12 protein-coding genes are annotated in these 14831 nt (G+C 57.9%); 9 read left to right on the top strand and 3 right to left on the bottom strand.

Annotated features, from left to right (window positions below; translation table 11 throughout):
- Nucleotide 1: 1 nt before the first annotated feature.
- Nucleotides 2-1210 (bottom strand): ammonium transporter, encoded by a 1209-nt coding sequence (locus KGB18_RS09335; RefSeq protein ID WP_123723205.1) that lies wholly within the window; start codon nt 1208-1210, stop codon nt 2-4.
- A gap of 305 nt (nt 1211-1515) precedes the next feature.
- Between KGB18_RS09335 and KGB18_RS09330 the strand changes: the two genes are divergently transcribed.
- From KGB18_RS09330 to KGB18_RS09290, 9 genes are all read left to right on the top strand, one after another.
- Nucleotides 1516-1830, top strand: a complete 315-nt coding sequence (locus KGB18_RS09330; protein ID WP_008009371.1) for a YqjD family protein — start codon at nt 1516-1518, stop codon at nt 1828-1830.
- A 1-nt stretch (nt 1831) separates the two neighbouring features.
- Nucleotides 1832-2221, top strand: coding sequence for a phage holin family protein (locus KGB18_RS09325; protein ID WP_007895049.1), 390 nt, complete (start codon nt 1832-1834; stop codon nt 2219-2221).
- On the top strand, nt 2218-2556 hold the full coding sequence (locus tag KGB18_RS09320) for a hypothetical protein (protein WP_201062639.1): 339 nt from the start codon (nt 2218-2220) through the stop codon (nt 2554-2556). Before KGB18_RS09325 ends, KGB18_RS09320 begins: the two co-directional genes overlap by 4 nt.
- 123 nt (nt 2557-2679) lie before the next feature.
- On the top strand, nt 2680-3843 hold the full coding sequence (locus tag KGB18_RS09315; RefSeq protein ID WP_123723204.1) for an EAL domain-containing protein: 1164 nt from the start codon (nt 2680-2682) through the stop codon (nt 3841-3843).
- A 67-nt stretch (nt 3844-3910) separates the two neighbouring features.
- Nucleotides 3911-5242, top strand: a complete 1332-nt coding sequence (locus KGB18_RS09310; RefSeq protein ID WP_052963977.1) for a deoxyguanosinetriphosphate triphosphohydrolase — start codon at nt 3911-3913, stop codon at nt 5240-5242.
- A gap of 172 nt (nt 5243-5414) precedes the next feature.
- A complete protein-coding gene (locus KGB18_RS09305; protein WP_123723203.1) occupies nt 5415-5819 on the top strand; it encodes a response regulator in 405 nt (134 codons plus the stop codon).
- 256 nt (nt 5820-6075) lie between these two features.
- Nucleotides 6076-6702 carry a response regulator transcription factor gene (locus KGB18_RS09300; RefSeq protein ID WP_052963981.1) on the top strand — a complete coding sequence of 209 codons (627 nt, stop codon included), beginning with the start codon at nt 6076-6078 and terminating at the stop codon, nt 6700-6702.
- Between the two features lie 8 nt (nt 6703-6710).
- Nucleotides 6711-10355, top strand: coding sequence for a transporter substrate-binding domain-containing protein (locus KGB18_RS09295; protein ID WP_223569694.1), 3645 nt, complete (start codon nt 6711-6713; stop codon nt 10353-10355).
- Between the two features lie 49 nt (nt 10356-10404).
- Nucleotides 10405-13350, top strand: a complete 2946-nt coding sequence (locus tag KGB18_RS09290) for an HD domain-containing phosphohydrolase (protein ID WP_223569693.1) — start codon at nt 10405-10407, stop codon at nt 13348-13350.
- On the opposite strand, the gene KGB18_RS09285 is transcribed toward KGB18_RS09290, so the two are convergent.
- Both KGB18_RS09285 and KGB18_RS09280 read right to left on the bottom strand, forming a co-directional pair.
- The gene (locus KGB18_RS09285; protein WP_007940023.1) at nt 13351-13833 is read right to left on the bottom strand and encodes a GAF domain-containing protein; all 483 of its coding nucleotides are present in this window, start codon (nt 13831-13833) and stop codon (nt 13351-13353) included. It abuts the gene before it with no gap.
- A complete protein-coding gene (locus KGB18_RS09280; RefSeq protein WP_052963990.1) occupies nt 13830-14720 on the bottom strand; it encodes an ATP-binding protein in 891 nt (296 codons plus the stop codon). The genes KGB18_RS09285 and KGB18_RS09280 overlap by 4 nt, the downstream gene beginning before the upstream one ends.
- Nucleotides 14721-14831: the final 111 nt, after the last annotated feature.

The following is a 14831-nucleotide window of genomic DNA, read 5'->3' as shown; positions in this document are numbered from 1 at the left end:
TTCAATCCTGACTCACGGCACCGATCTTGTGCACCGACAAGTCCGCGCCGTAATACTCCTCTTCCTGGCTCAGGCGCAGACCAAACAACGCATTGATCGCGCCATACACCGCAAAACCGCCGGCCAGCGCCACGATCACCCCCAGAGAAGTGCCAATCAACTGGCTGACCAGGCTCACGCCCCCCAAACCACCCAAGGCGGTTTGACCAAAGATGCCGCAAGCGATCCCGCCCCAGACACCACACAGCCCATGCAAAGGCCAGACGCCCAGCACATCATCGATATGCCATTTGCCTTGAGCTGCGGTAAAGCACCAGACAAACAGTGCCCCGGCGATGGCACCGGTCACCAACGCGCCCACCGGGTGCATCAGATCCGAGCCTGCGCAGATCGCCACCAACCCGGCCAATGGGCCGTTATGCAGGAAGCCCGGGTCATTGCGCCCGACGATCAACGCCGCCACGGTGCCGCCGACCATGGCCATCAGCGAGTTCACCGCCACCAGCCCGCTGACCCCTTGCAGAGTCTGGGCGCTCATCACGTTGAAGCCGAACCAGCCGACGATCAAAATCCACGAACCCAACGCCAGAAAGGGAATGCTCGACGGTGCGAATGCCACGAGTCGCCCATCGCGATAACGACCTTGCCTTGGGCCGAGCAACAACACCGCCGCGAGTGCCAGCCAGCCGCCCATGGCGTGAACCACCACGGAGCCTGCGAAGTCATGGAAGCTGGCGCCAAAACGCTCCAGCAACCACGCTTGCAGGCCAAAGTTGCCGTTCCAGATCATGCCTTCGAAAAAGGGATAGATGAACGCCACGATCAGCGCCGTCGCACACAACTGCGGGACGAACCGGGCGCGCTCGGCGATGCCTCCGGAAATGATTGCCGGTATTGCTGCAGCAAAGGTCAGCAGAAAGAAAAATTTCACCAGCCCATAGCCATGATCGGCAGTAATCACCGCCGCCGGTTGCATGAAAGTGACCCCGTAAGAAATCCAATAGCCTATAAAGAAGTAGGCCAGGGTCGAAATGGCGAAGTCGCTGAGGATCTTCGACAAGGCGTTGACCTGGTTCTTTTGTCGAACCGTACCCACCTCGAGAAAGGCAAAACCGGCGTGCATGGCCAAGACCATGACCGCACCGATAAGGATGAACAACGTGTTGGAGCTATGGACCAGACTGTCCACAGCACTTTGCAGATTTTCCATGGATTGGCAGACCTGAAGGCTGAAAAAAGCACCAAAGCAGTTCGCGCAGATGGCTCGCGCACCAAGTTGCAGCTTGTCCAGACTGAAGCGTTGATCCGGATGAACCGCTTTGGCGCACAAGAACGGAGCCTTTACGCGAGTTTTGATTATTTGAGTTAAGGTTTTCCTGAAATCATGCCCAGCAACAGCGCAATGGCGCAGGCTGACGCACCACGACACAGCAAAAGTTGTACCAGTCATTTGTACTGAACCTTCACGCAAGGCTCATACTCGAACGCTTCAGAAGCCACTTACGGAGATCACCAATGGCACGCACCACAGCAAAGACTGCTCAAGAAGTTCTGATGGAAGATTTTCAGACGCTGGTTACCGACACTGAAAGGTTGCTGGAACACACCAAATCCCTGGCTGGCGATCAAGCCGATGAGTTGCGCCAGCAGATCCATGACAGTCTGCTGCGCGCGCGCGAAACCCTGAGATTGACCGAAGACTCTGTGCGCGAGCGCGGCAAAGCTGCTGTCACCGCCACGGAAGATTACGTCCAGGCCAACCCATGGCAATCGGTCGGAATCGCGGCTGGCGTGGGTTTCCTGATTGGCCTGCTAGCCACTCGGCGCTGATATGGCGATCGGCGAATCCGGCCCGTCCGCGACGGGCACCGGCTCATCACCGCGGCGCCTCGGTGCCGCGTTTCTTGGACTGCTGCACAGTCATGTCGAACTGTTCGGCATTGAATTGCAGGAACAAAAAGCACGCACCGTAAGTCTGTTGCTGTTTGCAGGCCTGACGCTGGTCTTTGCCTTGTTGCTGCTGGTGGGGTTGTCGACGCTGGTGTTGATCCTGTTTTGGGACACTTATCGCCTGGCAGCAATCATCGGGCTCTGTGTGTTCTATACCCTCGCCGCGTTGTTCTGTGCGATGCGCTTGAGAGCAGCGATTTTCGATGAATCCTCGCCCTTCCATGGCACCCTGGAAGAGTTGGCCAATGATCGGGAGCGTCTGTTGCCATGAGCATGTCTGAACTTCCCCGCAACAGCTCACGCACGGAAATGCGCAAGGCGCTGATCCGCCTGCGCATGGAAATGCATCGCCAGGAAATTCGCCACGAATCCCAACACCTGTTGCACCCCCTGCAACGGATGCGTGGTATGACGCAAAACCTGCAAGACGGTCTCGGCATCAAACACGCCCCGCTCTGGGGCATCGCGGCCGTGATCGGGTTGGGCTTTCTGACCGGCAAAGGTGCCAAGGGTGGCGGTATCGGCAGCCTGACTCGGCTGGCTCGCCTGGGCGTCACGCTGGGGCCACTGATCAAGCTGATCATGCAGAACTCGCGCAAACACTAATCAGTCTTGTTTGGCTGCATTCTTGCAACACCACCAGGATTAACCTCTTTATCGAGAGGTTAATCCTGCGTGCCTGTCTGGCGTCCAGGTTTACCCAGAACAAAACCTCACTAAGGAGGCCTCGTGATCGACGGGCAACCGCTCGCCTGCTTTCAGCCGTTTATCGATACCGCCACGGGCCGCATCGCTGGCGTCGAAGCGCTGGGTCGACTGCGTCAGGCCGACGGTCAACTGACCTCGGTAGGACCGCTGTTCGCCGATCCGCGAACACCCGCCATCGCCCTGCGTCGTCTCGATCGCCAGATTCGCGATGATGCCCTGAGCCGTCTGCATGAAGCGCCTCCGGACTGGTTTCTCAGCCTGAACATATCGCCGCTCTGGATCAGTCGCTTGCGCCGGGACCAGGCATTGCCAAGCCTCAAGCAGCTGAGCAGGCATGGCGTCGACGCGCAACGAATCGTCTTCGAAATCACCGAACTGGGTGGCGACAGCCAGCGTCTGGCCGAAGTCGTGGCCCGCTACCGACAAGCCGGGGCGCGGATCGCCATCGATGATTTCGGTGCCGGTTACTCTCAGCTCGATCGCGTGCTGGCCCTGCAACCGGACATTCTCAAGCTCGACATGCGATTGTTCCAGGCCGCCGCGTTGGGTGGCCCCAGCAGCGACGTGGTGAAGGCACTGGCGCAAATGGCAGAGAAAACCGGGTGCTGGATTATCGCCGAGGGCGTGGAAACCGAAGCTCAACTGAATTTTGCCCTGGAGTGTGGTTCACGCTACGTACAGGGCTTTCTGTTCGCCCGTGCGCAAGCTGATTTCTTCGCCACAGATGCCTTTGTCGAGCGCTTCGCGCAACTGCGTCAGCGCTATGTTCAGCAAAAACTGGCTGAGCGCGCTCGCCTGATGATCATGCGCCAGCAACTCAGCGAACTGATGACCATCCTGCAAGCCTGGGCTCAAGCCAGCGCGCCCCTCAGCACCTTGCCGCAACTGGAAGCGTTTCCCTGGTTGTTGCGCTTTTATCAATGCGACCGCCACGGCACGCAGCTGACCCCCAACCTGGAATGGCGCAACAACGGCTGGGAAGCCGATAACCGCTACCTGGGCCATAACTGGTCATGGCGCCCCTACTTTTATCACTTGCTGGCCGAGGGTTGGGATGAGCGCCGGCTGACGCTTTCCAACACCTACCGCGATGCCACCAGCAATCAGTACTGCCTCACCGCCGGGCAATTCTTCGATAACGGCGAACGACTGCTGCTCATCGATATCGATGCTGCGGGCCTCTAGTTCTTCTTGCAGGGACCGGCGCGAACCGGGAAGCTAGAGGATCAGTCACCTGACGGAGAAACCAGCCTTGGATTGGCAAACCCTGCTTACCCGCGAACGCCTCGGAAAGCCTGTGCACAGCCCGGAAGAACTCGGCCGCAGCCCTTTCCATAAAGACCACGACCGCATCATTTTTTCGGGCGCGTTTCGCCGTCTCGGGCGCAAGACCCAGGTCCATCCGGTCTCCAGCAACGATCACATCCACACGCGCCTGACCCACTCGCTGGAAGTCAGCTGCGTCGGCCGTTCGCTGGGCATGCGCGTTGGTGAAACCATCCGCAGCGCCCTGCCCGACTGGTGCGAACCGAGTGATCTAGGGATGGTGGTGCAATCGGCTTGCCTGGCCCATGACATCGGTAATCCGCCCTTCGGTCACTCCGGTGAAGACGCGATCCGCCACTGGTTCCAGCAGGCCGCAGGCCGTGGCTGGCTGGATGCGATGAGCGAAGCCGAACGCAATGACTTCCTCAATTTCGAAGGCAATGCCCAAGGTTTCCGGGTGCTTACCCAGCTTGAATACCACCAGTTCGAAGGGGGAACACGGCTGACCTACGCCACGCTGGGCACCTACCTGAAATACCCGTGGACTGCTCGACACGCCGACTCTCTGGGCTACAAGAAGCACAAGTTCGGTTGCTATCAGAGCGAACTGCCGCTGCTGGAACAGATCGCCCATAAACTCGGCCTGCCCCAGCTAGACGAACAGCGCTGGGCGCGCCACCCACTGGTGTACCTGATGGAGGCCGCCGACGACATTTGCTACGCGCTGATCGATCTGGAAGATGGCCTGGAGATGGAGTTGTTGGAGTACGCTGAAGTCGAGTCCCTGCTGCTGGACCTGGTGGGCGACGACCTCCCGGAAACCTATCGCCAGCTCGGTTCGCAGGATTCGCGTCGGCGCAAACTGGCGATCCTGCGGGGCAAAGCCATCGAACACCTGACCAACGCAGCAGCCCGAGCGTTCGTCGAGCAACAAGACGCGCTGCTGGCCGGCACGCTGCCTGGCGACTTGGTGGAGCACATGCATGGCCCCGCCAAGCGCTGCGTCTTGAATGCCAAGGACATGGCGCGCAAAAAAATCTTCCAGGACAAGCGCAAGACGCTCCACGAAATCGGCGCCTACACTACCCTGGAAATACTGCTCAACGCCTTTTGCGGAGCAGCACTGGAGCAACACAACGGTCGCACGCCATCCTTCAAGCACCGCCGCATACTCGACCTGTTAGGCAACAATGCACCCGATCCTAATGGCCCTTTACACACCTCCTTCTTACGCATGATTGATTTCATCGCAGGCATGACCGACAGCTATGCCGGTGAAATGGCGCTGGAAATGACCGGTCGTTCAAGCCACCGATAAAAAATGTATCGATCAGCCGTATCAGAGAACTCTGAACGGCTGATCGAATTCCTCGACATTCATCTGTATTTCAACGTCGACAGAATCGCCCTACACCTTGTGCAGAGCGGACTGATCGATTGTTCGGCCGTCTCGCGAAATAATCACACTCCCCCTGCTCGACAGATGACGCATGAAAACTCCTACGTTCGAACATGACTGGCGCATCTTGCTGGTGGAAGATCATCCCTTTCAGCTACGGGCGACTCAATACTTGCTCGAGAGTTATGGCTTCACCCAACTGACCGCCACTGACAGTGCCGAAGGCGCCTTGCAACACATGCTCAAGGCTGAGCAACCATTCGATATTCTTCTGTGCGACCAATGCCTGCCCGACCTTCCAGGCCTTGATTTGATCGAATACGCCAGTCACCGGGGAATGATCAGACAGGCGATACTTTTGAGTAGCCTGACATCCGTCGAACTGGAAAAACTTAAAGTAATGGCTTACGAACATGGACTGCCCTTGCTCGGTTACTTGATCAAGCCATTGAAACAATCAGACTTTAGAAACTTATTGACCTTGGCCTCAGTATAAAAACACGAAAACCCAAACACACTAAAACAATGACCAACATATAGATTCAAACCTCTAACTCAATGCTTTCAACCGCTTGACCAACCCTACCAAACCTTTGCCTTTCCTCATGCAAAACCTAGTTGATACGTAGTCCCATTCTTCTTCAGTTGTAGGACTTTTCCTATATTGCCGCTACAGCCCCCTCAGTTCATGCGGCCCCTCAACTATCTGAGCTAAGGTGCGCGCTTTATTTGTGCACGTATGGGATTTGATTATGAACTCCGTTTTTATTGTCGACGATCACCCTGTCATCCGCCTCGCCGTTCGAATGCTGCTGGAACATGAAGGTTACAAAGTCGTCGGCGAAACTGACAATGGGGTCGATGCAATGCAGATGGTTCGCGAATGCATGCCTGACCTGATCATCCTCGACATCAGCATTCCCAAACTGGATGGGCTGGAAGTTCTTTCCCGTTTCAACGCCATGAGCACACCCCTCAAAACACTGGTATTAACTGCACAGTGTCCGACACTTTTCGGTATTCGCTGCATGCAGTCCGGCGCATCGGGCTATGTATGCAAACAGGAAGACCTCAGTGAACTGATGAGTGCGATCAAAGCGGTCTTATCAGGTTACAACTACTTCCCCAGTCAAGCCTTGAACCCTGTTCGTCGTGACGACGAGCGCTGGGCCGACCTGGAGTTATTTAAATCCGTTAACGATCGAGAACTGATGGTATTACAACTTTTCGCCCAAGGTCGTACCAACAAAGAAATTGCCAAGGGCATGTTTCTCAGCAACAAGACGGTAAGTACTTATAAAAAACGACTCATGCAAAAACTCAAGGCCAAATCCCTGGTTGAACTCATCGATATGGCAAAACGTAACGCGTTAGTGTGAGAGACGGGATGCCCAGTCGTTTCAAGGATTGTCTAATACTCATGGCTGCGGGTTTATGCCTGAGCACCTCAGTACTCGCGGCTCAGACAGCCAGCGAGCACTACACCCTGCTCAGTCGCTCGACGGCCGGGCACATGGCAGTCCAACTGGATACCTCACAACGACAATGGGTCAAAGACAAACGTGAATTGGTCCTGGGGACATCGGCCCCGGATTATCCGCCTTTCGACCTGACCCTCAGCGGCCATGACTATGAAGGTTTCACCGCCGATTACGCAGGCATCCTCGGCAAAGCGATAGGATTACCGGTCAAGGTTCAGCGCTTCGCCTCCCGGGGGGCCGCGATCGAAGCGCTGGAAAAAGGCCAGGTCGACATGCTCGGCACCGCCAATGGGTTCGAGGCCAACAATGCCGACATTGCCCTGTCCACGCCTTATGCGGTGGATCAACCCGTACTGGTGACACGAGAAGGAGAAACCAGATCGCTGACCGATGGACTTGCCGGCATGCGGCTCAGCATGGTGTATCACTATCTGCCCCTGGACGAGGTCAGGGCGCTGTATCCGAAGGCAATCATCACCTCCTATCCGTCCTATCAGAATGCAATCAATGCGGTTGCCTTCGACCAGGCCGACGTTTTTCTCGGCGATACCATTTCAACCCACTACATGATCAACAAGGGGTATCTGAACAACATCCGCATGGCCAACTTCGGTAAACACGAAGCCCATGGCTTCAGCTTTGCCGTGCAGAAGGACAACCCGAATCTGCTCGCGATCATCAACGCGGTACTCAAGACCATCCCCACCAGCGAACGGGAAAACATCGCCAAACGCTGGAGTGCCGGCAGCGACATTCTTCTCACCGATCACAAACTGCAACTCAGCCACCGCGAAGAGCGCTGGCTGGCACAACATCCGGTCGTGCGCGTCGTGGTCAATGAAGCGTTTGCGCCGCTGACGTTTTTCGACAGCGACGGCAACTTTCGAGGTGTCACGGCTGATCTGCTCGAGCTGATCAGATTGCGCACCGGTTTGCGTTTCGAAATCCGGCGCAGCCGAAGCGATGACGAGATGATCGAGCAGATCGCTAACCATCAGGCCGACCTGATCGCTGCCCTGCTCCCCAGCGTCCAACGTGAAACGACGTTGAACTTCAGCCGCCCCTATCTGGAAAACTCCTTTGTGCTGCTGACGCGCAAAGCAGCCGACAGCCCGACAAACCTCACGCAATTGCAGGGCAAACGCCTGGCCATCGCCCAAGGCCATCCACTGGTGGAATACCTGCGCAGCGAGTTTCCGCGGATCAATCTGGTTGAAACCCCGGACACGTTCAGCGCCGTGGAGTTGCTCGCCGAGGGCCAGGCAGAAGGTGCGGTGAACTCACTGGTAATTGCCAACTACTTCATCTCATCGCGGATCTTCGAACAGACACTTCAGATCAGCACCACCATTGGCACCCGACAGGCAGCGTTTTCCCTGGCAACCGGGCGCGACGCCAAAGAACTGAACGCCATCCTCGACAAGGCACTGCTGAGCATCGCACCGGAAGAGCTGGGCATCATCAACAACCGCTGGCGTGGCTATTCAGCGGCCTCGCAAAGTACCTGGCGCAACTATCATCGCGTGTTTTATCAGATCGTTATCAGCGCCAGCGTGTTGCTGCTGATATCCATCGCCTGGAACGCCTATATGAGGCGCCAGATAAAACAGCGACAAACGGCCGAGCGCGCCTTGAACGATCAACTGGAATTCATGCGATCGCTGGTCAATGGCACGCCTCATCCCATCTATGTGCGTGATCGCCAGGGATTGCTGCAAAGCTGCAACGACAGTTACCTGGAAACCTTCCGCGCGAAACGCGAAGACATCATCGGTAAAGGCGTCATACAGGGCAGCCTCGGCAACGCCTTCGAAGCACGGGAATATCAGGCGGACTACCAGCGCGTCATGGCCGAGGGAACGCCGCTGATTCTCGACCGTCCGTTGCACATCGACGACCGTAAGCTGACGATCTATCACTGGATTCTTCCCTATCGCGACTCAAGCGGTGACGTGCAAGGCATCATTGGCGGCTGGATCGACATCAGCGAACGGCGGCAACTGTTCGATGACCTGCGGGCCGCGAAAGAGCAAGCCGATGCTGCCAACCGAGCTAAAAGCACCTTTCTGGCGACCATGAGCCATGAAATCCGCACGCCCATGAATGCAATCATCGGCATGCTCGAACTGACGCTCAAACGTATCGATCACAGTCATCCGGACCGACCCGCCATCGACGTCGCATACCACTCGGCGAAAGACCTGCTGGAACTGATCGGGGACATTCTTGACATTGCGCGCATCGAATCCGGGCGTCTGAGCCTGAGCCCGGAGCGCGTCAATCTGGCTGAAACCGTAGCCTCGGTGGTGCGGATCTTCGACGGGTTGGCCCGGCAGAAAAACCTCGGACTGCAACTGGTATTCAGCCCTGCCAAACCGGCGACCGATGTCGTGTTGGACCCGATGCGCTTCAAGCAGGTGCTGTCCAATCTGATCAGCAATGCCATCAAGTTTACGCAACAGGGGCAAGTCCGGATCAACGTCGAGTTGCAGCCGACCGACGAGCCCGACCGGGTCCAGTTGCAGTTACTGGTTGAAGACAGTGGCGCAGGGATCCGCGAGGAGGATCAACAGCGGTTGTTCGAACCTTTCGTCCAAGCCGATAACTCCGGCCAGTCAGCCAGAGGCGGTGCGGGCCTGGGCCTGGTGATCAGCCGCAATCTGTGCGAAATGATGAGCGGCAGCCTGCAATTGAACAGTCAGCCGGGAGTCGGTACGCAGGTCCGGGTTTCGCTGAACCTGGCCACCCTGCCGACGGAACGGATGCCGGAACCTGCCGAGCCGCCAATCCACCCGAGCACTGCGCCCTTGAACGTGCTGGTGGTCGATGATCATCCGGCCAATCGCTTGCTGATGTGCCAGCAACTGGAGTTTCTCGGGCATCGGTTCAACGTCGCGGCGGATGGCGAGGCGGGGTTCGAGGCATGGAAGAATCAGCCTTTCGATCTGGTGATTGCCGATTGCAACATGCCGATCATGAATGGATATGAACTAGTCCGTGCCATTCGCCAACATGAACAGCACCTGCAACGCCCTCCCTGTACCGTTTTGGGTTTCACCGCCAACGCGCAGCCGGAGGAAAGACAACGTTGCAAACTGGCCGGGATGGACGATTGCCTGTTCAAACCCCTCAGCCTGACGGCCTTGAGCCAATGGGTCGAAGGCATCACGCCGATGGTCCGCGAGCCGGCCTTCAGTCTGGAGGGGCTGCACCTGTTGACCGGTGGCAACCCGACACTCAACCAGCGATTGTTGACCGAACTGCTGAACAGCAACCGCCTGGACCGCAAAGCGTTGCTGGCGTTAGCCGAGTCAAAGGACCGGCAGTCACTCCTCGACATTGCCCACAAAATCAAGGGCGCGGCCCGAATCGTCCAGGCCTCCCGACTGATCGACAGCTGCGAGGCGCTCGAACAGGCCTGCACAAACAGATTCCACCCCGATGAAGTGGCCGATTGCAGCAAGTCCATGGAGCGCGCCATGCTCGAACTGGAGCAATCATTGCAACAACAGATGGCACGCCATGACAAAAGCACAATGAAGGAGCATTAACTATGCTTGAAGGCTGAGCAGTGTGTTAATCATCATGGAGAAAGCTGCAATGCCCAGCCCACTGCGCCCGGATCAACGCCGGTTTCCTCTGCACATCCATATCAGCGTGATGTTCACCTTCCTGTTGTTACTGACCGGGGTGGTACTGGGTATTTTCAACTATCGGCAAACCACCCAGATCATTCTTTCCAGCAGCGAAAAACTCTTCAACCGTATCGAGCAGGATGTCCGCCTGGACCTGCATCGCACCTATCAGCCGATTCGTCATCTGCTGAGCCTGCTGGCGGACAATCCGGCGAACCAGGCGCCCGACCTTGAACAGCGCCTGGCGTTGCTCAAGCCCTTCAGCCAATCACTCAAGGACAACCCCGATCTGGCCTCGCTGTACCTGGGTTATGGCAATGGCGACTTCTTCATGGTTCGTCCTTTGCGCACCGGCGCCCTGAAAACACTGGTCAAGGCACCAGACAATGCGGCGTATCAGGTATGGAGCATCGAGCACCCAGGCAGCGGTCAGATCCGCTCCCAATCATTGTTCTTCGATCAGAACCTGGCCCTCATCAGCCGTCAGGACAACCCCGACGAAACCTACGATCCCCGTGCCCGCGCCTGGTTCTCCAGCGCCCGCGGCAACCGCGATCAAATCACCACCGAGCCCTACCTTTTTTTCTCCACCCACAACGTCGGTACCACACTGGCCCGGAGCAGTGGCGAGCATGCAGTGATGGGGGCCGACCTCACGCTGGCCGAACTGTCGGCAACCCTGGCCGAACATTTGGTGACCCCCAGTACCGAAATTGTGCTGTTCGATGCCGAGGGTAATGCCGTCGCCTACCCCGACAGCAGCAAACTGATTGTCGACGACCAGACGGCCCGGCTGATCAAAGCCGCTGACCTGAGCCCCACACTCGCGGCGCTGCTCACCAGCCCCCACAAGGTCAAACGCCTGAACGCCGCAGACCGCCAATGGATCGTGGCGCGCAGCAGCATCCAGGAGGGTGGCCCGCAGGGACTGCAATTGGCGCTACTGGTGCCGGAGGACGAATTGCTCGTCGATGCCTACCGCATGCGCTGGCAAGGCGCGTTGATTACCCTGGCGACGCTGCTGTTGTGCCTGCCGATGGGTTGGCTGACCTCGAGAATCCTGGTCAAACCCTTGCACGCCCTGGTGCAGGAAGCCGATGCGATTCGTAGTTTCGATTTCAATTTTCCCGCCTCCCGTCGCTCGCCGGTGCTTGAAGTCGATCAACTGAGCGTGTCGATGGCGCGCATGAAAGACACCCTGGCGAGTTTTTTCCAGATCACCGACAGCCTGAGCGCCGAGACCCGTTTCGCCCCGCTGCTGCAACGGGTGTTGTTTGAAACCGTGAAAATCGGCCAGGCCCAGGCCGGTCTGCTTTACCTGCGGGAAAGTGATGACGATCGCGTGGAGCCTCATGCGCTGGTCATCAATGGCAGCTCACAGGCATTGCCGTCATTCGCCATTCAAGGACACACGCCTCAGGACCCGCAGAGCCCTCAATGGATGCAGAAATTGTCGAGCGCCAACAATGTCGTCACCAGCCTGGGTTTCGAAGAGGCGGGGGATTTGCAGAAGGTTTTGCTCGCACTGGAGTGCCCACGGGTTCATCTGATCGGTATCCGGCTGCACAATCGTCATAACGAAACCGTCGGGCTGCTGGTCCTGCTGCTGGCCGACAGCGGCACGCAAGACGACCTGGAAAAACTTCGTCCGGATCGCATCGCATTTCTCCAGGCGGTTTCCGGCGCAGCCGCCGTGAGTATCGAAAGTCAGCGCCTGCAAGCCAAACAGAAACAGCTGCTGGACTCTTTTATTCAACTGCTGGCTGGCGCGATCGATGCCAAGAGTCCCTATACCGGCGGGCACTGCCAGCGGGTGCCGGCATTGACGCTGATGCTGGCGCAGGCTGCCGCGGCCAGCCAGGACCCGGCCTTCAGCAGCTATCAGCCCACCGAAGATGAGTGGGAAACCCTGCATATCGCTGCCTGGCTGCATGATTGCGGCAAGGTCACCACGCCTGAATACGTGGTCGACAAAGCCACCAAGCTTGAGACCCTGTACGACCGCATCCACGAAATCCGCACCCGTTTCGAAGTGCTCAAGCGTGATGCCTGGATCAACTATTGGCAGGCCATTGCCCTGGGAGGTGACGAGCAGCATCTGGCGCAATTGCGCAATGCGAACCTGGCGGCGCTGGATGATGATTTCGCGTTCATCGCCCGCTGCAACCTCGGCAGCGAAGCCATGGCCGAGGCCGATCTGCAACGCCTGAACACCATCGCCCAACGCACCTGGACCCGAACCCTGGATGATCGATTGGGCGTTTCATGGGAAGAAAACCGTCGCCAGGCCCGGACTCCGACGCCGACCCTGCCGGTCAGCGAGCCGCTGCTGGCGGATAAACCCGAACACTTGCTCGAACGTGCCGACAGCGAACTTATCCCGGCCGACAACCCCTGGGGGTTCAAGCTCGACGTGCCGCGCTACAAGTACAACCGGGGCGAGCTCTACAACCTGAGCATCACCCGAGGCACCCTGACCCGCGAGGAGCGTTACATCATCAATCATCACATGGTGCAGACGATTCTGATGCTCAATCACCTGCCCTTCCCCGGCCACCTCAATAACATCGCGGAGATTGCCGGCGGCCACCACGAAAAAATGGACGGCACCGGTTATCCCAAACGGTTGAAGCGCGAAGACATGAGCTTGCCGGCGCGGATGATGGCGATTGCCGATATTTTCGAAGCGCTGACCGCCGCCGATCGCCCCTACAAGAAAGCCAAGTCCTTGAGTGAAGCGCTGGGCATCATGGCCACCATGTGCCGTGACGCCCACATTGACGCTGAGTTGTTCGCGCTGTTCATCAACGACGAAGTCTACTTGCAGTACGCCAACCGTTTTCTCGACCCACGACAGATTGATGCGGTCGACCCGTCAAGCCTGCTGATCAAGGCCGGCTTGATGGCCTGATCAGCAATCGGTCAGACGCAGGAAAATCGCCGCCAGTTGTTCGATACCGGCCTGATCGTCAGCGGTAAAACGTGCGAGTTTCGGGCTGTCGAGATCCAGCACACCGATCAGTCGACCGTCCTTGACCAGCGGCACTACCAACTCGCTGTTCGAGGCACTGTCGCACGCGATGTGCCCGGGGAACGCATGTACATCTTCGACCCGCTGGGTCTGCAAGGTGGCGGCCGCCGCCCCGCACACGCCGCGACCGAATGGAATCCGTACACAGGCGATCTGCCCCTGAAACGGGCCAAGCACCAGTTCCTCGTTGCGATTAAGGTAGAAACCGGCCCAGTTCAGGTCATCGAGCTGGTTGAACAGAAACGCCGAAAATTGTGCGGCGTTGGCGATAAAATCACGCTCGTCTGCCAGCAATGATTCCAGCTGCGCCCATAGCATGCCGTAGCCCTCCAGGCCCTGGCCGCTCTTTTGTAAATCGATCATGCCTTGTGCTCCAACAGCTTCAGCCCGACCCAATAGCGGGCAAATTGATACGCGCAACGTCCGTTGCGATTGCCCCGGCCCGTGGCCCAGCGCACTGCGAGGATGTCCAGCTCTTCGTCACGCTGCCACTCAAGGCCGGCCTTGTCGGCCAATTGGCCGATCCAGTGTTCGACGACGTTGAGGAAATGCTCCTGAGTAAACGGATAGAACGACAGCCACAGGCCAAAACGGTCCGACAGCGCGATCTTGTCCTCCACCGCCTCACTGGGATGGAGTTCGCCATCGACCCTTTTCCAGTTCTCGTTATCGCTTTCCTTTTCCGGCACCAGATGGCGACGGTTGGAGGTGGCGTACAGCAGAACGTTGTCTGGCGCCTGTTCGAGCGAACCATCGAGCACGCTCTTGAGCACGCGGTAATCGCCCTCACCCGACTCGAACGACAGGTCATCGCAGAACAGCACAAAACGTTGAGGCAACTTGGCGATCTGCTCGACCACGCGCGGCAAGTCCGCCAGGTGATCTCGCTCGATCTCGATCAGCCGCAGGCCGCTCTTGGCGTGTTCCGACAGCAAGGCGCGCACCAGCGACGATTTACCGGTGCCACGCGAGCCCCAGAGCAAAGCGTGGTTGGCCGGCATGCCGTCGAGGAACTGTTGGGTGTTGCGGCCCAGTTGCTCCAGTTGCCGGTCAACGCCGATCAAGTCGGACAAACGCGTGTCCAGACTGACTTGCAGCGGCAACAGAAAACCGCTGCGCCCCTCGCGCTGCCAGCGTGCGGCCAGGCAGTGCGTCCAGTCGATGGCTTGCCGAGGCGCGGGAAGCAGCGGCTCGATACGGGCCAGAACGGCATCAGCGCGTTCAAGAAAAGCATTCAATCGGGAATCCACGTCTTCTCCTCGGGCACGTTCACGGTAATGATGGCGGTACAACGACGAAACACAGCATCTACACCCCCTACAGGTGTTTTGCGAGAACATCGGTATCCATTGATGATCGAC

Source organism: Pseudomonas sp. BF-R-26, assembly GCF_019947395.1.
GTDB lineage: Bacteria > Pseudomonadota > Gammaproteobacteria > Pseudomonadales > Pseudomonadaceae > Aquipseudomonas > Aquipseudomonas farris.
This window is presented reverse-complemented; position numbering and strand designations above follow the sequence as displayed.